A 21,131-nucleotide genomic window follows, 5' to 3' on the forward strand; every position below is an offset into this window, starting at 1 on the left:
CGCCGATCTCACCTCTCCCCGCGCGCGGGGAGAGGTGAGATCGGCGCCACGCAGCGGAGCGCACCATGCCGACCCTGATCCTCAAGCGCCTCGTGATGACGATCCCGAGCTTGATCGGCGTCGTGATCGTGACGTTCCTGCTCACCCGCGCGCTGCCCGGCGATCCGGCCGCCTATTTCGCCGGGCCGGCCGCCAGCGCCGAGGCGATCGAGCAGATCAGGGCGAAGCTCGGACTCGATCAGCCGCTGATCGTCCAGTTCGTCGACTATGTCCGGGCGCTGTTTCGCGGCGACCTCGGCACCTCGCTGACCACCGGGCAGCCGGTCGCCGCCGAGATCGCGGCGCGACTCCCGGCCTCGGCCGAGCTGACATTGCTCGGCCTGCTCGTCTCGATGGCGATCGCCGTGCCGCTCGGCATTCTCGCCGCGACCAAGCCCGGCTCGATGATCGACCACGCCTGCCGCATCGTCACGACGGCCGGCGTGTCGCTGCCGGTGTTCTTCACCGGGCTGATCCTGGTCTACGTCTTCTATTATCTGCTCGGCTGGGCGCCGGCGCCGCTCGGCCGGCTCGGCGTGTTCGACAGCCCGCCGCCCACCGTCACGGGATTCTATCTGATCGACAGCCTCTTGGCCGGCGACGTCCCGACCTTCTGGGCGAGCCTGAAGCAGCTCGCGCTGCCGGCCCTGACGCTCGGCATCTTCGCGCTCGCGCCGATCGCCCGCATGACGCGCGCCTCGATGCTGGCGGTGCTCTCCTCCGACTTCGTGCGCACCGCACGCGCCTGCGGCCTCGCCTCCTACACGGTCGTCGTCACCTACGCGTTCCGCAACGCCATGCTGCCCGTGATCACCACGCTCGGCATGGTGTTCTCGTTCCTGCTCGGCGCCAATGTGCTGGTCGAGAAGGTGTTCGCCTGGCCCGGAATCGGCTCCTTCGCGGTCGAGGCGCTGATCGCCTCGGACTTCGCCCCCGTGCAGGGCTTCGTGCTCACGATGGCGGTGCTCTACGTCGCCCTCAATCTGGCGATCGACCTCCTCTACGGGCTGATCGACCCCCGCGCGAGGATGGACGCATGAGACACCCTATGATGTCCCCTGTCGACGTGACGCCAGCCCCGATCTCCGCTCATTCCCGCGCAAGCGGGACTCCAGAGCCACAGACAAAGATGCTCGCCGTCCCTGGGTCCCTGCTTTCGCGGGGACGAGCGGAGCTTGGGCGGAGGGTCGCGGCATGACCGCCCTCGTCGCCACGCTGCGTCATGCGCGCTATGTCGTCTCCGAGAACCCGGTCACCGGGCTCGCCTTCGGGCTGTTCGTCGCCATCGTGCTCACCGCGCTGGTCGGGCCATTCCTGGTGCCGCACGATCCGCTCGCCTCCAACACCGCGATGGCGCTGCAGCCGCCCTCGGCGCGGTTCTGGTTCGGCACCGATCAGCTCGGCCGCGACATCTTCTCGCGCGTGATCGTCGCGACGCGTCTCGACTTCGGCATCGCGGTCGCCTCGGTCGTCCTCGTCTTCTGCATGGGCGGGCTCGCCGGCGTCGCGGCGGGATTCTTCGGCGGCTGGACCGACCGCATCGTCGGCCGCATCGCCGACACCATCATGGCCTTCCCGCTGTTCGTGCTCGCCATGGGCATCGTCGCGGCGCTCGGCAACACGGTGCAGAACATCGTCATCGCCACCGCGATCGTGAATTTTCCGCTCTACGTCCGCGTCGCCCGCGCCGAGGCGAATGTCCGCCGCGAGGCGGGATTCGTGGAAGCCGCCCGCCTGTCCGGCAACGGCGAGTGGCGGATTCTCGTCTTCCAGATCCTGCCCAACGTGATTCCGATCCTGGTCGTGCAGATGTCGCTCACCATGGGCTACGCGATCCTCAACGCGGCCGGCCTCTCCTTCATCGGGCTGGGCGTGCGGCCGCCGACGCCCGAGTGGGGCATCATGGTCGCCGAGGGTGCCGCCTTCATCGTCTCGGGCGAATGGTGGATCGCCTTCTTCCCCGGCCTCGCGCTGATGATCGCCGTGTTCTGCTTCAACCTGCTCGGCGACGGCCTGCGCGACATCGTCGACCCGCGGAGGCGGACGTGAGGATGGCCTGCTCCGAACAACGCCTCGCCGACGCACCGAGGGAGGTCATCGGCCTCCGTACCCTCTCCCATGGGGAGAGGGTCGGGCGCGAGCGTCAGCTCGCGCACGGGGTGAGGGGTTCAGACGCCGGCGTGGGCCCCCCCTCACCCGCCGCGCGCCGCGCGGCGACCTCTCCCCGCAGGGGAGAGGTGAGCCGAAGGCTGCCGTCACGCCCACGAGCTGGGAGGCCCGCATGACCGCCGTTCCGGCTCTCCTGGTGGAAGATCTGTCGGTGGCGTTCCGCACGCGCTCCGGCACGGTGCGGGCGCTGGAGCGGGTCAGCTTCGCGGTGCCCAAGAGCGAGACGCTGGCGATCGTCGGCGAGTCGGGCTCCGGCAAGTCGGTGACGGCCTATGCCGTGATGGGGATTCTCGATCCGGCCGGGCAGATCACGTCGGGCCGCGCGATACTGGGCGGCCTCGATCTGCTCGCGGCAACGGCCGATCAGGTGGCCGCGGTGCGCGGGCGCGAAATCGCGATGATCTTCCAGAATCCACGCACGGCCCTCAATCCCATCCGCCCGGTCGGCCGGCAGATCGCCGACGTGCTGATCCGCCACGCCAACGTGCCGCGCCGCGAGGCGCCGGATCGCGCCGTCGAGCTTCTCCGCGCCGTGGGAATCACGGATCCGGGGCGCCGGGCGAAAGCCTATCCGTTCGAGATGTCGGGCGGCATGTGCCAGCGCGTGATGATCGCCATCGCGCTCGCCGCGAAGCCCTCGGTGCTGATCGCCGACGAGCCGACCACCGGGCTCGACGTGACCACCCAGGCCGTGATCATGGATCTGATCGGCGACCTCGCCCGCGACATCGGCATGGCGACCATCTTCATCACCCACGATCTGGCGCTGGCCGCCCAGCGCGCCGACCGGATCGTGGTCATGCATGCCGGGCACGTGATCGAGAACGCGCCGACCGCGGAGCTGTTCGCGCGGCCGCGCCATCCCTACACGGCCGAGCTGATCGCCGCGACGCCCGACGCCGCCGCGAGCCTGTGCGATCTCGCGTCGATCCCCGGCGCGCTGCCCGATCTGCGCCGGCTCGATCTGCCGACCTGCCGCTACGCCGAGCGCTGCCCTCGCCGTCTCGCCGACTGCGATGAGGCGCTGCCGCCCGCCCTCGCGATCCCCGAGCACGTCGTCGCCTGCCGGAACCCGCTGTCATGACCGCGCCCCTCGCCGTGACCGAGCACGCCGCCACCATCCACGGCGCGCCGCCCGCGGACATGCCGCTGCTCGACGTCGCCGAGCTGGAGAAGCGCTTCCCGGTGAGCGGCACGATCGGGCCGCTCGGCCGACTGCGCCGCCGCATGAAGGGTGGGCCCGTGCATCTGCCGCACGTCCACGCCGTCGACGACGTGAGCTTCGTGATCAGAAAGGGCGAGACGGTCGGGCTGGTCGGCGAATCCGGCTGCGGCAAGTCCACGCTGGTGCGGGTGCTGACGCGGCTGCTCGATCCGTCCGGCGGCATCGTGCGGCTCGGCGGGCGCGAATTGTCGCTCACGCCGGCGCGCCGCTTCGCCAAGGATCCCGACCGCGGCCGCATCCAGATGGTGTTCCAGGACGCCGGCGAGAGCATCAATCCGCGCTTCACGGCCTTCGCGGCGATCGCCGATCCGCTGCGGCGCCTGCGCGGGCTGAAAGGCGCGGCCCTCACCGCGAAGGTCGAGCGCGCCGCCGACCAGTGCGGGCTGCCGCGCGCGCTGCTGACGCGCTTTCCGCATCAGCTCTCGGGCGGCCAACGCGCCCGCGTCGGCATCGCGCGCGCCGTCGCGGTCGAGCCCGACCTCCTGGTGCTCGACGAGCCGACCGCGGCGCTCGACGTCTCGGTTCAGGTCGTGATCCTGCAGCTCCTGGATACGCTCAAGACCGATCTCGGCATGAGCTATCTGTTCGTCTCGCACGATCTCGGCGTGGTGCGGCTGATCTGCGACCGCGTGCTGGTGATGTATCTCGGCAAGATCGTCGAGTCCGGCCCGGCCCGCGACGTGTTCGCGAACCCGCTGCATCCCTATACGCGGGCGCTGGTCGACGCGGCGCCGAGCCTGCACGATCGCGGCGCCGGCCGCATCCGTCTGCAGGGTGAGCCGCGCTCACCGATCGATCCCGATCCGAACGTCTGCCGCTTTTACGGCCGCTGCCCGAAGGGCACCGACCGCTGCACGACCGCGATGCCGGAGCTGCGCCGCTTCGGCGACCGCGAGGTCGCCTGTCACTTCGCCGAGGAGATCACGTCGCGATGAGCAGCACCGACACCGGGCGGCGCACGCTCGCCGAGGAGCTGCGCCTGCAGCTCGCCGACGAGATCGTGCGCGGCGCGCTGCAGCCCGGCACGGCGCTGGACGAGAGCGAGCTCGCACGCCGATTCAACGTGTCGCGCACGCCGGTGCGCGAGGCGATCCGCCAGCTCGCGGCGAGCGGCCTCGTCGATTCGCGGCCGCATCGCGGCGCCGTGGTGGCGCGGCCGAGCGACGCCCAGGTGGTCGGCATGTTCGAGGTGATGGCCGAGCTCGAGGCGCTGTGCGCCGGCTTCGCCGCCGAGCGCATGACCGGCACCGAGCGGCGCGCGCTCGAAAGCGTCCACGAGGGTCTCGGCGCGCTCGTCCGACTCGGCGATCCGCAGCGTTTCCACGAGGCCAACGAGGTCTTCCACGGCGCCGTCTATGCCGGCGCCCACAACGCCTATCTGACCGAGATCACGCTGGCGACGCGCGCCCGGCTGCAGCCGTTCCGCCGCGCCCAGTTCCGCAACCTTGGCCGGCTGGCCAAATCACACGGCGAGCACGACCGCGTCGTCCAGGCGATCCTGCGCGGCGACCGCGACGGCGCCGTCCGCGCCATGCAGGCCCACATCATGACGGTGTGCGAGGAGTACGGCGTCTACGCCGACACGCGCGGCGTGCTCACGCCGGAGCCGGTTTCTCCTGGTCATTCCGGGACGCGCGCGACAGCGCGCGGACCCGGAATCCAGAACCATGCTCGGAGTTCGCCGCTGGAGTCCGGGTTCGCCGCTGCGCGGCGCCCCGGAATGAGGGAGAGCTGATCAGCTCGCCTTCGCGAGGAACGCGCGCCACCCACCCGACGCCGTGATGTCGCGGGCGCCGGCGACCGCCTCGGCCTCAACCAGGAAGCACTTCACCGCGCGACCATCCGACAGCGTCGCGTTGCCGATCGACAGCGGCGACGGCACGGCGGCGACGAAGCGGCCGAAGCTCTCGGCCGACAACGCCCACAGCTCGACCTCGATCGGCCCGCCGCTGCCGGCGGCGACCCGCAGCAGCCCCGGCTTCGGCGGTGTCGTGCCGGGCAGCGCGAACAGGCGATAGTCGGCGGCGGTCCGCGTGGTCTCCAGATAACGACCACCGAGGCCGGTCAGCTCGTGATTGAGCGGCAGGCCGGTGAGATGCGCGCCGACCGCCGCGAGCACGACCTCGCCCTCCCGCACCACCGGCGCGAGCGCGGGAAGCTCCGGCTGCGGCACCCCGAGCGCGCCCAGCGGCAGGCCGGTTCTTGCATGCAGCACGCGGCCGAGCGACGCCAGTGCCGCGTCGCGACCCGCCGGGGCGAGCAGCGTGACGCCGAACGGCGTGCCGTCCTCGGCGATCGTCGCCGGCACGGCGAGGCCCGCCATGTCGAGCAGATTGACGAAGTTGGTGTAGGTGCCGAGCCGGCTGTTGAGCAGGATCGGCTCGGCCTCGAGCTCGGCCACCGTATAGGCGGCCGGCGCGGTCGGCACCATCAGCAGGTCGACATGCGCGAGCGTCTCGCGCGCCCGCACGCGCAACTCCTGCAGCTTGTAGAAGGCCTGGAAGGCGTCGACAGCGGTCGGCCGGCTGCCGCCCAGCACGATCTCGCTGGTCACCGGATGCACGTCGTCGGGATGCGTCGCCATGAACTCGCCGACCGCGGCGAACCGCTCGGCGACCCACGGGCCTTCGTAAAGGAGGCGCGCCGTCGCATAGAACGGCGTCATGTCGAGATCGACCAGCGTGCCGCCGAGCTCGGTGGCGATCTCCAGCGCCCGCAGGAACGCCGTCTCGGCGCGGCCGTCGCCGAAGAAAATGCGGTCGGCGTGGCGCGGCACGCCGATGCGCAGCCCGGTCGCCAGCGGCCCGGGAGCGACGGCCGGAAAGCTGCGCGTAAAGGCGTCGGCCGGGTCCGGGCCGGCCATCGCGGCGAGCGCCAGATGGGCGTCGTCGGTGGTCAAAGCGAACACCGAGATGGTGTCGAGCGAGCGGCAGGCCGGCACGACGCCGGTCGCCGGCACGAGGCCGAGGCTCGGCTTCAGCCCGACGATGTTGTTGAGACCGGCCGGCACGCGGCCCGAGCCCGCCGTGTCGGTGCCGAGCGACAAGGGCACGATGCCGGCCGCGACCGCGACGGCCGAGCCCGAGGACGAGCCGCCCGGGACGAGCGCCGGGTCGTGCGGGTTGCGCGGGGTGCCGTAGGGCGAGCGCACGCCGACGAGACCGGTGGCGAACTGATCGAGGTTGGTCTTGCCGATCACGATGGCGCCGGCGGCGCGCAGCCGCGCCACCGCGGTCGCGTCCCGCGTGGGCATGTAGGCGAAGCCAGGGCAGGCCGCCGTGGTCGGCAGGCCGGCGACGTCGATGTTGTCCTTCACGGCGACCGGCACGCCGTAGAGCGGCTTGCCGGCGGGGCCTTGCGCTGTGAGCGCGCGCGCCTCGGCGATCGCCTCGGCCTCGTCGCGCAACGTGATGAACAGGGCGGGATCGTCGTAGGCACGGGCCCGCGCATAAGCGCGCGCGACCGTCTCGGCAGGATCGGCGCGACCTGCGCGATGCGCGGTCACGATGTCGACGACGGTCTCCGCCACGGGCTCCCCCTCGTGCTGCCGGTCTGCACCGGATGCCTGATCATGCACATGCCTTGTCAGCACGAGAATCGTGCAAGCGCAATGCCAGGATCAGAGGCGTGCGCAGACCGAACGGCTGGACGCGGCTTCGTGTCCCGGACGCGGTGCGACGCACCGCGAGCCGGGACCCAGGAGCCATGAGCCGATGCGAGTGCCGTGCGGCCCTGGGTCCCGGCTCTGCGGCGCCTCGGGCCTTCGGCCCGCTGCGCCTTGTCCGGGACACGCGGCGGAGTGGCGCGTCAACTCAGCAGGATGCGTCAGCGATCGAGGGACTTCACCCCCCGCGCGTGCGCTGGCGGCGGACGTGCTCGATGATCGCCGAGTTGTCCCAGTCGCCCTCGCCGGCCGCGATGCAGCCGGCCATCGCCTCGGCATAGGCGGCCGCGAAGGGCAGCGCCTGGCCGTGCTCGCGCGCCGTGCCGAGGATGAGGGCGAAGTCCTTCGCCGACTGCGACACCTTGCCGGCGGTGGCGAAGTCGCGCGTGATCATCTTGCGGCCCTTGACGTCCATGGCCTGCGAGTAGGCGGCGGAGTTGCGCGCCGCCTCGAAGAAGGCGTCGAGCGGCAGGCCGAGCAGATCGGCGTAGATCAGCCCCTCGGCGAGCGCCGCGCGGTTCAGGCCGAGAATCAGGTTGGTGGCGAGCTTCGCCTTGGCGCCGTTGCCGACCGGGCCGAGATGGAAGGACTTGGCGCAGACCGCGGCGACGATGTCCTGCGCCGCCGCGAGCGCCGCCGCCTCGCCGCCGACCAGGCACACCGCCTCGCCGCGGGCGACCTGATCGCTCGCGCCGGACAGCGGCGTCTCCAGGAAGCCGAGCCCGGACGGCGCGAGCCGCGCCGCGAGCGCCACCATGCGGTCGGGATCGCAGGTCGCGAAGTTGAGGACGAGGGTCGTGCGGCGCGACGCCGGATCGACCGACAGGATCCCGCCATCGCCTTCGATCACGCTCTCGACCTGGTCGCTGTTGAACACCGCGATCAGCACACGCTCGCAGCGCCGCGCGATCTCCGCGACCGAGTCGACCGGAGTGCCGCCGAGCCCGGCGAGGCGGGCGCGGGCGTCGGCCGCGATGTCGGTGCCGACCACGGCGAAGCCGGCGCCGAGCAGACGCTGCGCCAGCGCCGTGCCGATGAGACCGAGGCCGATCAGGCCGACCGGCGTGCGCGAATCCTGCATGACGAGATCCTGACGATAAAACGAGTGTTAACGGGACGAGAGCAGACGGGACGAGTGCAAGGGGAACGACGCGGGCGCAGCCGACGCGAGGCGGGTCGCCGCGACCCGAAGGTCGCCGGCGCGGACGCCTGTTCTAACGCGTCGCATCGCGCTTGTCAGCGGCGGGCTCGTCATGCGTCACCCGCAGGGCGCCCGCGATCTCGGATAGCGAAAACGGTCAGCCGTGGTGGCTGCGCTCGCCGTTGCCGCGCCGCGAGAAGTCGATGCGGTCGGCCGGCTGCGGCTTGCTGAACAGATAGCCCTGGGCCTGGCTGCAGCCGGCCGCCTGGACGAGGCGGAACTGCTCCCAGGTCTCGACGCCCTCGGCCGTAGTCTGCATGTCGAGCGCGTGGGCGAGCCCGGTGACGGCGCTGACGATGGTGGCGCAGTCGGTGCGCTGCGTCATCTCGCTCACGAAGCCGCGGTCGATCTTGATCTTCGAGAACGGGAACTGGCGCAGATAGCTCAGCGACGAGTAGCCGACGCCGAAATCGTCGAGCACGATGTTGATGCCTAGCCCGGCGAGCTCGGTCAGCATCCCCGTGATGACGGCGTTCTTCTGCAGGAGCACCGATTCGGTGATCTCGATCTCCAGCCGCGACGGCGGCAGGCCGGCGGTCGCGAGGATGGCGCGTACGGTGGGCACCAGGCCGGGATCGCGGAACTGCACGGGCGAGAGGTTCACGGCGACCTTGATGTGCGCCGGCCACGCCATCGCGTCCGTGCAGGCGCGCCGCAGGATCCACTCGCCGATCGCGATGATCATCCCGGTGTCCTCCGCGATCGGGATGAAGCGGTCGGGCGACAGCGGCCCGAAGACGGGATGCTGCCAGCGCACCAGCGCCTCGACCCCGCAGGGCATGCGGGTGCCGACGTCGACGATGACCTGATAGTGGACATCGAGCTCGCCGCGGGCGAGCGCATTGCGCAGGTCGATCTCCAGCACGTGCTGCATGCGGGCCTGCGCATCCATCTCCATCTCGAAGAAGCGGACGCAGTGCCGGCCCGCCGCCTTGGCGCGGTAGAGCGCGAGGTCGGCGTTCTTGAGCAGCGTCGAGGTGTCGTCGCCGTCCTCCGGAGCGAGCGCGATGCCGGCGCTGATGCCGATGCCGATGCGGCTGCCGTCGACGTCGTAGGGAGCGCCGACGACGTCGAGCAGCGTGTGGGCGAGCTGCGCGGCGGCGCCACGGCGATCGTCGCCGCCCGGCATCAGGATGGCGAACTCGTCGCCGCCGAGCCGACCGACCGTGCAGTCCTCCGGCACGTGCTTGCGCAGGCGCTCGGCGACCGCCTTGAGCAGCGCGTCGCCGACCGGGTGCCCGAGCGAATCGTTGACGGCCTTGAACAGGTCGAGATCGAAGATGAACAGGGCGAAGCCTTCGCCCGTGTCGCGCAGCCGCGTGAAAGCCTCGTCCATACGCTCGCTGAACAGGAGCCGGTTGGCGAGGTCGGTGAGCGCATCGTGGCGCGCCATGTGGGCGATGCGCCAGGCGGCGCGCTGGCGCTCGGTGACGTCCTCGTGGGTGGCGACCCAGCCACCGTCCGGCGTCGCTTGGTTGAGCACCGCGACGATGCGGCCGTCGGGCAGCTCGGTCTGGATGTAGATGCGGGTGCCGTCGCCGAGCCGGTCGAGCAGGCGGGATTGGTAGTCCGTGATGTCGCCCATGAAAGATCCGGCGGCGAGACGGCGGGCGAGCAGTTGCTCGAGCGTGATGCCGGGCGGCGCGTCGTAGGGCGTCAGACCGTACATGCGCAGATAGCGCTCGTTGCAGATCACCAGGCGCTGGTCGCGGTCGAACATGCACAGGCCCTGCGACATGTTGTTGAGCGCCGTGTCGAGCCGCGCATTGACCTGCTTGAGCTCCGCCGATGTCGTGGCGAGCGATGATTCCGAGCGGGTCAGCCGATGGAACTGGACGATCAGGGCGCGCAGCAGCATCACGGCCGAGAGGACCGCGAGCAGGGTGGCGACGGCGATCAGCACGGCGCGGCGGCGCCACGCCTCGAGCACCAGGTTCTCCGACACGGCGATGTCGACGACGAGCCGGAAGCGGTCGAGCGGCTGCACCGAGACCCAGCGCGGCTCCGGATCGAAGTAGCCGCCGCCCCGGAACGAGCCTCCGCCGTCCGCCACCACGCGGTACCACGGCGAGGTCGCCGGCAGCCGCTCGCCGGCCCACCGGCGCGGATCCGGGAAGCGGGCCAGGATGGTTCCGTCGGTGCGCAGGAGCAGGAAGGTGCGGCCCGCGAGGTTCGCGACCGAGCGCCAGACACGCTCGAAATACGAGATCTCGAAGCCCGCCGTGACGACACCGAGATACTCGCCGCGATCGCTCACGATGGCCTTGCTGAAATAGATCGTGGTCTCGCCGGTGACGCGGCTCACCAGGGGCGTGCTGACGAACAGCGAGTCGGACGGCTTGCCGCCGAAATGGGTCACGTATTCGCGGTCGCCGAGATTCATCGCGAGCGGCGGCCACGCCCGGGTGGTGTTGACGGTCTCGCCGTCGCGGTTGGTGATCGTGATGACGGCGCGACCGGGCAGCCGGCGGAGGCGATCGTTGAGCGTCTGGAACACCGCCTCGGAGCCGAAGTGGCGGCGGAACGCCTCCTCGCTTTCGATGCGCACCGCGGCGGCGCGCTCGCGGACCTCGTCGAGGATGTCGACGAGCGGCTCCACCGCCCCGGCGATCTGATCGCCGATCAGCAGGGCGATGTTCTCCGAGTCGCGCACCGATACGCGGATCGCGTCCGACCTGAGTCCCCAGACGGTCAAGCCGATCGCCAGCAGCCCGATTCCGATCAGGGCTCCGGCGACCGCGATCAGCGCATGGAACGGCAGAACGAGTCCGCGCGCCTTCATGTGGTCCCCACCGAAATTCGCCCCATTCTGGACGGCGAAGGTGGAGGAATCGACTCAACTCCCGGTATTTTCTCGTCGGCCCTTTCCGGAAGGTTAATCAAGCGGGCGAGCCGGGCGAAGCCGGTATCCATCACCCGTCGCGGCATCGGGCCGCCCGCCATGCGATCACGAAGGCGAGTTCTCACCTCACGGGAAAATTCCAGGCCCGCACCGGCGGCGTCGGCCCGCCATAGTCGAAGTGCCACCACTCGAGCCGGTAGTTGCGGAAGCCTTCCGCCGCCAGCGCACCGACCAGTCGGTCGCGATTCGCGCGCGCCGCCGGTGCGACGCGGGCCGCCGTGGCGCTCGCCGGCGCCGAGCAGTCGAAGGCCGTGCCCATGTCGAGGCTCGACTCGCGCGCCCGCTGCGCGAACGGTCCGTCGCACGGGCCGGCCTCGCGCGGCGTCGGAAGGTCGGGCTCGTCGGTCCGCACCAGGCCGACATCGACGGCGACGCCGAGCGAGTGGCGCGACCGCTTGGCGATGTAGCCGAGCGCGAACTGCTGCGACTTGTGGATGGCGGGCGAGAAGATCGGCGCCATCCGGTCGGGCTCGGGGCTCTGCGCCCACTCGACGAAGGCGCGCACCGCCCGCTCGGGCCGGTAGCAGTCGTAGACCTTGAGCGAATAGCCGTCGGCCAGCAGGCGCGCCTGGGCGCGGGCGAGCGCGTCGGCGACCGGCCGCAGCAGGATGCATTCGCCGGCCAGATACCCCGGCACCCGCCGTCCGGTGAAGTTGAACGGTCCGGCATAGCGCATGTCCTGGCGGATCGAGGGGTCGCGCTCGCGCAGCCGCACGAAGCCCTCCGGCAGCCCGGCCGACGGGACGGCAACCGACTGGGCCGCGGCCGGCGGGATCGCCCCCGTCGCCACGATCGCCCCGATGATCGCCGCCGCGATCAGCACGATCGCCGTCACGCCGACGAGAGATTCCGGCCGCCACACCCGCATCGTCAGATCCCGGCCGGCAGCGCGACGACGTCGTAGGCGTGGACGATGCGCCGCTCGCGCTGGGGATCGAACAGCTCGTAGGCAAACCGCGACGACGGGCGGATGCCGCCGATCGCCGCGAAGGTGCCGCAGTAGAGCGCGGTGCCTTCGGGCAGATCCTCGCGCCCCGTGAAGGCGCGCATCAGCTCGCCGGGCGGCAGAATCGCGGCGACGCTGCCTTCCTGATAGAGCCGCGTCTCGCCGTGCTCGACGATCCAGGAGCGCAGCATCAGCGCGTCCCAGTGGTCGGCGACGTCGTCGAAGGCCCACAGGTCGGGGGCGATCGGCTTGTCGCACATCTGCTTCGCCACGTGCGGCTCGCTGCGCTCCATCCGACGGTCGGTGTGATCGGAGCCGACTCCGACCCACAGGCCGCGGCCGTCGCGCACCAGCACCGCCTCGACCTCGCCCGACGACTCGGCACCCACCACCTCGATGGCGTCCGCCGAGGTCAGCCGATGGGTCGAGATCCGCCGGAACTGCGGGGTCGAAGACGGGCGCGGAATCCCGACCGCCTCCATCTCGGCGACGCGCAGGTCGCGCCCGCTCGGGTCGCGGCTGGTCCACACCGCGATCACGACGGCACGCAGGTCGATCGGGCGCCGGTCCATGGCGCTGCCGCTCAGCGTCCGGAACGTCAGGGTCTCGGCAGGCATGTGGTCCTGTCCTGGCTGCCGCCCGGGCGCGGCCCGGGCCCGTGGTCCGGCACGCCACGGCGGTCTGCCAACGCCGCCCGCGGCCGCGGGCCGGATCCCAACCAAACCATAGCCCTTCCGAAAAAGCACCGACAACTAAGGGACGTTCCGGGTCGTGATCCGGAGGATCGCCCCGGACTACGCCGATGGTTTCCGAATAGTGTCGCCACGGCTTGGCTTGCGGCGTCCCGTTCGACTACGGTCGCGACGCGCCGTTCCGGCGATTCGGGCTCGTCATGCCGCTCCGCCTCGTCTTCATGGGCACGCCGGACTTCGCCGTGCCGACCTTTCTCGAGATCGTCGGTCGCGGCCACGAGGTCGTCGCCGTCTACACGCGCGCCCCGAAGCCGGCCGGCCGCGGCATGGCGCTGCAGCCGACCCCGATCGAGGAGGAGGCGCGCCGGCTCGCCATCCCGGTGCTGACGCCGAAGACGCTGCGCAACGAGGAGGCGCAGGCCGTGTTTCGCGCGCACAGCGCCGACGCCGCCGTCGTTGTCGCCTACGGCCTGATCCTGCCGAAGCCGGTGCTCGATGCGCGGCGGCTCGGCTGCTTCAACCTGCACGCCTCCGCCCTGCCGCGCTGGCGCGGCGCCGCGCCGATCAACCGCGCCGTGATGGCGGGCGACGCCGAGACGGCCGTGATGGTGATGCGCATGGAGGAAGGGCTCGACACCGGCCCGGTCGCCATGGCCGAGCGGCTCGCCATCGCGCCAGACATGACGGCCGGCGACCTGCACGACGCGCTCGCCCGGCTCGGCGCCGACCTGATGGCGCGGGCGCTCGCGGCGCTCGAGCGCGGCACCCTCGCACTGACCCCGCAGGCCGAGGCGGGCGTCACCTACGCGGCCAAGATCGAGAAGGGCGAGACCCGCATCGACTGGACGAGGCCATGGGCGGCCGTGCACGACCACGCCCGCGGCCTGTCGCCGTTCCCGGGCGCCTGGTTCGAGCTGCCCGAGGCGAAGGGTAAGGCTCGCATAAAAGTGCTGCGCACGACGCGCGGCGAGGGATCGGGGCCGCCCGGCACCGTGCTGGATCACCGCCTCACCGTCGCATGCGGCGACGGGGCCGTGCGCATCCTGCAGCTCCAGCGGGCCGGTCGCCAGCCGATGATGGCGGACGAGTTTCTGCGTGGCACTGCGGTCGAACCCGGCACCGTGCTCGCGTGAGGGAAGACACACCATGCCGCGTTACAAGCTGACCATCGAATACAACGGCGCGCCCTTCGTCGGCTGGCAGGTCCAGCAGAACGGCGTCTCGGTGCAGGGCGTGCTGGAGGAGGCGTTCGCCGCCTTCGCGGGCGAGCCCGTGACCGTGAAGGGCGCCGGCCGCACCGACGCCGGCGTGCACGCGCTCGGCCAGGTCGCCCATGTCGACCTGGCGAAGCGCTTCGACACCGACACGGTGCGGGACGCGGCGAACGCCCATCTGCGGCCGCATCCGGTCGCGGTGCTCATGGCCGCGGACGCGGCCGACGATTTCGACGCGCGCTTCTCGGCGACGCGGCGCCACTACATGTATCGCATCGTCAATCGCAGGGCGCCGCTGGCGCTCGACGAGGGCCGCGCCTTCCGGGTGCCGAAGGCGCTCGACGTGCCGGCCATGCACGCGGCGGCGCAGCGCCTCGTCGGCCGGCACGACTTCACCACCTTCCGGGCGGCCGAGTGCCAGGCGCAGTCGCCCGAGAAGACGCTCGACCGGCTCGACGTCGACCGCTCCGGCGACGACATCCTGATCACGGCGGTGGCGCGCTCGTTCCTGCACCATCAGGTGCGCTCGATGGTCGGCTCGCTGGTGATGGTCGGCGACGGCCGCTGGAGCGGCGACGATCTCTCCGCCGCCCTGACGGCGCGCGACCGCGCCGCCTGCGGCCCGGTCGCCCCGCCCGACGGCCTCTATCTTGTCGCCGTGGAGTATTGACGGGCGCGACCGCCGCCCGTCGGCTCAGTCCGGCGTCGCGGCGCGCGTGACGCGGCCGACCACGGCCATGCCGATCAGCGCGACCGCGGCCAGCCCCGCGCCGACCAGGAAGGTGACGCGGAAGCCGAACGCGACTGCCGCGGGCGGCGCAGAGGCGATCTCGGACGCGCCGGTCGCGGCCGCGAACACGGCCCCCATGACGGACGCGCCGGTGACGAGGCCGAGATTGCGCGACAGGTTGAGCATGCCGGAAACGACGCCGCGCCGGTCGGCCGTCACAGCGGCCAGGACGGCGGTGTTGTTGGCCGCCTGGAACAGCGCGTAGCCGGCAGTCGCGACCGCGATCGCCGCGACGTAGCCGCCGATGCCGAGCCGCACCGGCACGGCCGCGAGGAGCGCCGCACCGATCGCCACGGCGGCGAGACCGACGAACGTCGTCCGCGCCGCACCCATCCGGTCGACCAGATACCCGGCCGGCACGCCCGTCGTCGCCGCGACCAGCGGCCCGACCGCCAGCACCAGCCCGATCGGCGCCGGATCGAGGCCGAACCCGCGCGCGAGATGGAACGGACCGACCACCAGGGTCGCCATCATCACGGTCGAGACCACGGCATTGCCGAACAGCGCAGCGCCGAGCCGCGGATCGGCGAGGAGCGCGGGCCGGATCAGCGGCGAGGCGGCGCGTCGCTCGACCGCCACGAACACGACGAGGCCGACGGCCGCCGCGGCCAGCAGGGCCGGCGCGAGCGGCCCGAGCGGGCCGCGCCCGAGCGTCACCGCGAGCGCATAGGCGGCGAGCACGGCCGCGAGCAGCACCGTGCCGGCGATGTCGAAGGCCGCGCGGTCGGCCTTCGACGCTGAACGGTCGGCCGGCAGATGGCGCGCCGCGAGCAGCATCGCGACGAGGCCGAGCGGCAGGTTGACGAGGAAGAGCACGCGCCAGCCGAAGCTCGTGATCAGGATCCCGCCGAGCGACGGACCGAGTGCCGTGCCGACCGCCGACATGGTGCCGAGCAGACCCATGGCGCTGCCGATCCGCTCCTTCGGCACCGTGTCGGCGACCGCCGCCAGGGTGAGCGCCATCAGCACGGCGGCGCCGGTGCCCTGCACGACCCGGGCGGCGATCAGCAGGCCGAGCGAGGGCGCGACGCCGGCGAGCGCCGAGGCTACGGTGAACAGGGCGAGCCCGCCGAGCAGCACGCGACGGCGCCCGATCGCGTCGCCGAGCCGCCCGGCGATCACGATCAACGTAGTGACGGCGAGCAGATAGCCGAGCACGACCCACTGGACCGCCGCGAAGGAGGCGCCGAACGCGGTGACGAGCGTCGGCAGCGCGACATTGGCCGCGCCGGCGCCGAGCGACGCCAACAGCATCGACAGCGACAATGCCGCGAGCGCCCCGCGCGGCGCGGCGGACCGCTCGGCCTCGGCCGGAACGGCGACGGCGGCAGTCTGGTCGAGCGCGACCTGTGTCATCACGATCTCCGGGGGTGGCGGCGACGCGGCCGCGATCCCGCCAATCTAAGGGTCACGGAGACATGGCGGAACGCGCATGCTCTGCATGTCATTCGTGCACGAGACGCCACATATGGCACGATCCGTGCTAGGCTCGACGTATGGCCCGCCCCGATCTCAATCTCCTCGTCACGCTCGACGTGCTGCTCGCCGAAGGCAGCGTCGCCCGCGCCGCGAAGCGGCTGCGGCTCAGCCCGTCGGCGATGAGCCGAGCGCTGGCCCGGCTGCGCGCCGCGACCGGCGATCCGCTGCTGGTGCGGGCTGGCCGCGGCCTGGTGCCGACGCCGCGGGCGGTCGCGCTGCGCGAGCGGCTCGGGCCGCTGGTCCAGGAGGCGGAGGCGGTGCTCCGTCCGGCCGAGGCGGTGGATCTCCGCACCGTGACCCGCACCTTCACGCTGCGGACCAGCGAGGGATTCGTCGACAATTTCGGTCCTGATCTGGTCGCCCGGGTCGGCGCGCAAGCGCCGGGGGTGCGGCTGCGTTTCATCCCGAAGGCCGACCGCGACAGCGCGCTCTTGCGCGACGGCACCGTCGATCTGGAGACCGGCGTCGTCGGCGCGACGACGGGGCCGGAGCTGCGCGTCCAGACGCTGTTCCGCGACCGCTTCATCGGCGTGGTGCGGAAGGGCCACCCGCTTTGCCGGGGCGCGATCACGCCGGCGCGCTATGCCGCCGGCCGCCACATCCTGTTCTCGCGGCAGGGCCTCGGGAAGGGACCGATCGACGAGGCGCTGGAGCCGCTGGGGCTGGCGCTCGACGTCGCCACGATCGTCGGCGGCTTCGCCACCGCGCTGGCGCTTGCCCGCGCCTCCGACCTGATCGCCAGCGTGCCCGAGCGCCACACCGGCACGCTGCGCGACGGCATGCACAGCTTCGCCCTGCCGATCCGCGTGCCGGAGTTCTCCGTGTCGATGCTCTGGCATCCGCGCATGGACGCCGATCCGGTCCACGGCTTTTTGCGCGCCTGCGTCCGCGACGCCTGCGCGGCACGGTCCGACGCGCCGCGCCTCAGCCGAAGTAGCGCGCAAAAATCTCGCGGTAGACGGCGGTGAGGGCCACGAGGTCCGCCACCGGCACGCGCTCGTCGATGCCGTGCATCGAGGCGTTGACCAGGCCGAACTCGACGACCGGACAATAGTTCTTGATGAAGCGCGCGTCCGACGTGCCGCCCGAGGTCGAGAGTTTTGCCTTACGCCCGGTGACCGACGTGATCGCGTCGCCGACCAGAGCGACGAACGGCCCCGGCGCGGTGAGAAACGCGTCGGCGTTGGACGGCTCCCAGTCGAAGCGCCAGCGGGCGCCCTGCGCGGCGGCGGCCGCGCGCGTCTTGATCAGATCGCGCAGCGTCGCTTGCGTATGCAGATCGTTGAAGCGGATGTTGAAGCGCGCCCGCGCCTCCGCCGGGATCACGTTGACGGTCTTGTTGCCGACGTCGATCGATGTGAACTCGAGATTGGACGGGTCGAAGTGATCCGTGCCGGCGTCGAGCGGCTCGGCGAGCAGCGCCGCGATCATGCGCACGACGTGGCGCACCGGATTGTCGGCGAGATGCGGATAGGCGACGTGGCCCGGCGTGCCGGTGACGACCAGGGTGCCGTTCTGCGAGCCGCGCCGCCCGATTTTTATCATGTCGCCGAGCGCGTCCGGGTTGGTCGGTTCGCCCAGGATGCAGTGATCGAACCGCTCGCCGCGCTCCGCCGCCCATTTCAGGAGCTTCACGGTGCCGTTGACGGCGACGCCCTCCTCGTCGCCGGTGAGCAGGAACGACAGCGTGCCCTTCGGCCGGCCGCCGTTGGCGGCGAGATGATCGAGCGTCGCGGCGAGCGCGCAGGCGACCGCGCCCTTCATGTCGACGGCGCCGCGGCCGTAGAGCACGCCGTCCGCGACGTCGCCGCCGAACGCCGGGTGCGTCCATTGCGTCTCGTCGCCCGGCGGCACCACGTCGGTGTGGCCGGCGAAGACGAGGTGCGGCCCGCCGCTGCCCATGCGGGCATAGAGGTTCTGAACGTCCGCGTAGCCGGGCTCGGAGAACACCGGCCGCTCGACCGTGAACCCGGCGCGGGAAAGAACCTCGGCCACGTAGGCGAGCGAGCCGCCTTCCGCCGGCGTCACCGACGGGCAGCGCAGGAGATCACGGGCGATGGCGAGGACGTCGGCGTGCTGTGTCACGACGTCTTTCTAGTGCACGGCCCGGCGACCGGCAACTCGCGCCCGCGCCGCGCCCGGCGATCAGGCGCCGAGCTGCTCGGCGAGCTGCATGTTCCGATCGCGGATCCAGCCCGGGATCAGGAAAGCGTCGACCAGGATCCACACGCCGGTCACGATCGCCCCGATCATCGTCACGGTGAGGATGAGCTGCGTGATCGCGACGCCGGTGCGCTTCAGATAGAAGTTGTGGCCCCCGAACATGCCCAGGAAGAACCACAGCAGATAGGCGACCACCGGAGTCTTCTTGTTCGCCTCGAACATCATGATGGCGCGGGCGTCGTTGGACAGACCCGGAGGCCCCCCGGCCGGCGGCGCATCGGAATAGTTGCTCATCCCACCCTCCCCTCGCTCCGCGTCGACTATGCAACGGAGGACCGCGTCGCTCAATCCCGCACGCGGGCGGTCGGCCTCACACCGCGTTAGTGGGCGGCGGGCCGTAACGGTTCGGGCCCGGCGTGCCGGGTCGGAAGCCGAGGTCGACGATCAGGGCGAGGGCGAAGACCAGCCACGGGACGGTGAGCATCAAGAGGAGCGCGCTCGGCTCGTCGGACGAGCCGGCGGCGCCGATCACGAACAGGAAGTCGATGACGACGCTGATCCCGAAGAACGCGGCGGGAATCGCGGTCGGCATGCCGCGGTCGTGGCCGCGCTTCGCCATGATGGCGAACTCGGGATAGCTGAAGCCGAGGCTGACGATCGAGGTGAGCCGCTCGCCCTCGATGGCGCCCGCGATCACGTGGCACACGAGCTCCACGGCCATCACGGCGACGAGGGCGATCCAGAAGGTCTTGCGGCCGATGCGGCCGTCGAACCCGAACAGGACGTCATGCCAGCTCATAACAGTCCGCCTTATCGCCGCCGTCTCGCTCGTCGCGAGCAAGGACCAGAGACCTCGACCCGTCATCCTGAGGTGCCCGGCGAAGCCGGGCCTCGAAGGATGCGGCCGCGGCGCACGGGCCGTCGTCCTTCGAGGCTCGCCTGCGGCGAGCACCTCAGGGTGACGGGGAGAGTCATCGTCTAGCGCGGCCGCATCAGTCCCGCAGAAGCTCGTTGATCGAGGTCTTCGACCGAGTCTTCTCGTCGACGCGCTTGACGATCACGGCGCAGTAGAGGCCCGGGCCCGGCGTGCCGTCCGGGAACGGCTTGCCCGGCATGGTGCCCGACACCACGACCGAATAGGGCGGCACCTCGCCCATGAACACCTCGCCGGTGGCGCGGTCGACGATCTTGGTCGAGGCGCCGAGATAGACGCCCATCGAGAGCACCGAGCCCTGGCGCACGATCACGCCCTCGGCGACCTCGGCGCGGGCACCGATGAAGCAGTCGTCCTCGATGATCACCGGACCGGCCTGCAGCGGCTCCAGCACGCCGCCGATGCCGGCGCCGCCCGAGATGTGACAGTTCTTCCCGATCTGGGCGCAGGAGCCGACCGTCGCCCAGGTGTCGATCATGGTGCCGGTGTCGACATAGGCGCCGAGATTGACGAAGGACGGCATCAGCACGACGTTCGGGGCGATGTAGGCCGAGCGCCGCACGACGCATCCGGGAACAGCGCGAAAACCGGCGTCGCGGAAATGCGCCTCGCTCCAGCCGTCGAACTTGGACGGCACCTTGTCCCACCAGCCGGACCGGCCGGGGCCGCCCGGGATGACGGTCATGTCGTTGAGCCGGAACGAGAGCAGGACCGCCTTCTTCAGCCACTGGTTGACCCGCCAGGAGCCATCGGCCTGCTTCTCGGCGACCCGCTCCTCGCCGCAGTCGAGCAGGCGCAGCGCCCGGTCGACGGCGTCGCGCACGGCGCCCGTGGTGTCCGGGCCGAACTCGGCGCGGCGCTCGAACGCCTCGTCGATGGTCTTGGCGAGCTCTGCGTGCGACATGCGGCAATCCTCGAAAAATCGCAATGGCGGCCGCCTTGTCGGGGCAGGCCGTCCGTCTGTCAAGGGCGCGGGACCGGCGCGCCGCGCAGGTCGGCCGGTCGGGTGAGCCGCGCTACGGCAGCCGCTGCAGGAAGCCGGTCAGGTCGTCGGTGACGTGGTCGACGTGGTCGGCGTCGTGGCCTTCCAGCTCCCAGTACTCGCGGAACACCTCGCGGGTCTTCTCCGGCACCACCAGCACCGTGACCATGCCGAGCCGGTGCGGCACCTCGAGGTTGCGGGACAGATCCTCGAACAGCGCGGCCTTGGCCGGATCGACGCCGTGGCGCGAGAGGAACTTGTCGTAGACCTCGGGGAACGGCTTCGGCGACAGCTCGCCGGCGACGATGTCGAACACGTCCTCGAAGCAGTGGTCGATCTCGAGCTTGGCCAGCACGGCGGCCGCGTGGGTGCGGGTGCCGTTGGTGAGGATCAGCTTGCGGCCCGGCAGGCGCTCGATCGCCGCGCCCAGCGCCGGGTTCGGCTCCAGCGGCGAGTGGTCGATGCGGTGGACGTAGTCGAGGAAGTCGTCCGGCTTCATGCCGTGCTCGATCATCAGCCCGCGCATGCTGGTGCCGAAGCGCTTGTAGTAGTCCTTCTGCACCCGGAACGCCTCGTCGTGGGTGACGGCGAGGAAGCGCGCGATGTAGTCGCGGATGCGCACGTCGACCTGCTGCCACAGGTTGAGGTGATGCGGATAGAGCGTGTTGTCGAGGTCGAACACCCAGGTCTCGACATGGTCGAAGCTCCGGGCGGCGGCGGGGGTATCGGAG

General features: G+C 71.3%; 18 protein-coding genes and 1 pseudogene. 8 read left to right on the top strand and 11 right to left on the bottom strand.

Annotation, left to right across the window (positions count from 1 at the left end; all coding sequences use genetic code 11):
- Nucleotides 1-65 precede the first annotated feature (65 nt).
- From CCR97_RS27005 to CCR97_RS27025, 5 genes and pseudogenes are all read left to right on the top strand, one after another.
- Entirely contained in the window at nt 66-1,079 is a 1,014-nt protein-coding gene (locus CCR97_RS27005; protein WP_111359009.1) for an ABC transporter permease, read from the top strand.
- Between the two features lie 154 nt (nt 1,080-1,233).
- On the top strand, nt 1,234-2,088 hold the full coding sequence (locus tag CCR97_RS27010) for an ABC transporter permease (RefSeq protein ID WP_111359008.1): 855 nt from the start codon (nt 1,234-1,236) through the stop codon (nt 2,086-2,088).
- A gap of 232 nt (nt 2,089-2,320) precedes the next feature.
- The gene (locus tag CCR97_RS27015) at nt 2,321-3,292 is read left to right on the top strand and encodes an ABC transporter ATP-binding protein (protein ID WP_111359007.1); all 972 of its coding nucleotides are present in this window, start codon (nt 2,321-2,323) and stop codon (nt 3,290-3,292) included.
- Entirely contained in the window at nt 3,289-4,368 is a 1,080-nt protein-coding gene (locus tag CCR97_RS27020; protein ID WP_111359006.1) for an oligopeptide/dipeptide ABC transporter ATP-binding protein, read from the top strand. The genes CCR97_RS27015 and CCR97_RS27020 overlap by 4 nt, the downstream gene beginning before the upstream one ends.
- A pseudogene (locus tag CCR97_RS27025) lies at nt 4,365-5,012 on the top strand (GntR family transcriptional regulator); the annotation flags it as partial. The gene CCR97_RS27020 and the pseudogene CCR97_RS27025, both read left to right, overlap by 4 nt.
- A gap of 156 nt (nt 5,013-5,168) precedes the next feature.
- Here CCR97_RS27025 and atzF read toward each other — a convergent pair.
- The 5 genes from atzF to CCR97_RS27050 form a co-directional block, all read right to left on the bottom strand.
- On the bottom strand, nt 5,169-6,962 hold the full coding sequence (gene atzF, locus CCR97_RS27030) for an allophanate hydrolase (protein WP_111359004.1): 1,794 nt from the start codon (nt 6,960-6,962) through the stop codon (nt 5,169-5,171).
- Nucleotides 6,963-7,275: 313 nt separating this feature from the next.
- On the bottom strand, nt 7,276-8,178 hold the full coding sequence (locus CCR97_RS27035; protein ID WP_111358613.1) for an NAD(P)-dependent oxidoreductase: 903 nt from the start codon (nt 8,176-8,178) through the stop codon (nt 7,276-7,278).
- A gap of 217 nt (nt 8,179-8,395) precedes the next feature.
- Nucleotides 8,396-11,080 (bottom strand): bifunctional diguanylate cyclase/phosphodiesterase, encoded by a 2,685-nt coding sequence (locus CCR97_RS27040; RefSeq protein ID WP_201160047.1) that lies wholly within the window; start codon nt 11,078-11,080, stop codon nt 8,396-8,398.
- 181 nt (nt 11,081-11,261) lie between these two features.
- Nucleotides 11,262-12,068, bottom strand: a complete 807-nt coding sequence (locus CCR97_RS27045) for a M15 family metallopeptidase (RefSeq protein WP_111358614.1) — start codon at nt 12,066-12,068, stop codon at nt 11,262-11,264.
- A gap of 2 nt (nt 12,069-12,070) precedes the next feature.
- Entirely contained in the window at nt 12,071-12,763 is a 693-nt protein-coding gene (locus tag CCR97_RS27050; RefSeq protein WP_111358615.1) for a DUF2848 domain-containing protein, read from the bottom strand.
- A 275-nt stretch (nt 12,764-13,038) separates the two neighbouring features.
- On the opposite strand from CCR97_RS27050, the gene fmt reads away from it, so the two are divergent.
- Nucleotides 13,039-13,971, top strand: a complete 933-nt coding sequence (gene fmt / locus CCR97_RS27055) for a methionyl-tRNA formyltransferase (RefSeq protein ID WP_111358617.1) — start codon at nt 13,039-13,041, stop codon at nt 13,969-13,971.
- Between the two features lie 13 nt (nt 13,972-13,984).
- Nucleotides 13,985-14,722: a tRNA pseudouridine(38-40) synthase TruA gene (gene truA, locus CCR97_RS27060; protein ID WP_201160048.1), complete on the top strand. Its 738-nt coding sequence runs from the start codon at nt 13,985-13,987 to the stop codon at nt 14,720-14,722.
- Between the two features lie 24 nt (nt 14,723-14,746).
- Here truA and CCR97_RS27065 read toward each other — a convergent pair whose 3' ends face one another.
- On the bottom strand, nt 14,747-16,198 hold the full coding sequence (locus CCR97_RS27065; RefSeq protein WP_201160049.1) for an MFS transporter: 1,452 nt from the start codon (nt 16,196-16,198) through the stop codon (nt 14,747-14,749).
- A gap of 140 nt (nt 16,199-16,338) precedes the next feature.
- Between CCR97_RS27065 and CCR97_RS27070 the strand changes: the two genes are divergently transcribed.
- On the top strand, nt 16,339-17,289 hold the full coding sequence (locus CCR97_RS27070) for a LysR family transcriptional regulator (protein WP_201160050.1): 951 nt from the start codon (nt 16,339-16,341) through the stop codon (nt 17,287-17,289).
- On the opposite strand, the gene dapE is transcribed toward CCR97_RS27070, so the two are convergent.
- From dapE to CCR97_RS27095, 5 genes are all read right to left on the bottom strand, one after another.
- Entirely contained in the window at nt 17,246-18,406 is a 1,161-nt protein-coding gene (gene dapE, locus CCR97_RS27075) for a succinyl-diaminopimelate desuccinylase (RefSeq protein ID WP_111359427.1), read from the bottom strand. The two genes, CCR97_RS27070 and dapE, sit on opposite strands and share 44 nt — an antisense overlap.
- 60 nt (nt 18,407-18,466) lie before the next feature.
- Entirely contained in the window at nt 18,467-18,778 is a 312-nt protein-coding gene (locus CCR97_RS27080; RefSeq protein WP_111359428.1) for a TM2 domain-containing protein, read from the bottom strand.
- 76 nt (nt 18,779-18,854) lie between these two features.
- Nucleotides 18,855-19,283 carry a DUF805 domain-containing protein gene (locus CCR97_RS27085; protein WP_170145998.1) on the bottom strand — a complete coding sequence of 143 codons (429 nt, stop codon included), beginning with the start codon at nt 19,281-19,283 and terminating at the stop codon, nt 18,855-18,857.
- Between the two features lie 193 nt (nt 19,284-19,476).
- Nucleotides 19,477-20,322: a 2,3,4,5-tetrahydropyridine-2,6-dicarboxylate N-succinyltransferase gene (gene dapD / locus CCR97_RS27090; protein WP_111359430.1), complete on the bottom strand. Its 846-nt coding sequence runs from the start codon at nt 20,320-20,322 to the stop codon at nt 19,477-19,479.
- Between the two features lie 112 nt (nt 20,323-20,434).
- On the bottom strand, nt 20,435-21,131 hold a 697-nt coding region (locus tag CCR97_RS27095), incomplete at its 5' end, for a pyrimidine 5'-nucleotidase (protein WP_207199595.1).

It is taken from the genome of Rhodoplanes elegans (genome assembly GCF_016653355.1).
GTDB lineage: Bacteria > Pseudomonadota > Alphaproteobacteria > Rhizobiales > Xanthobacteraceae > Rhodoplanes > Rhodoplanes elegans.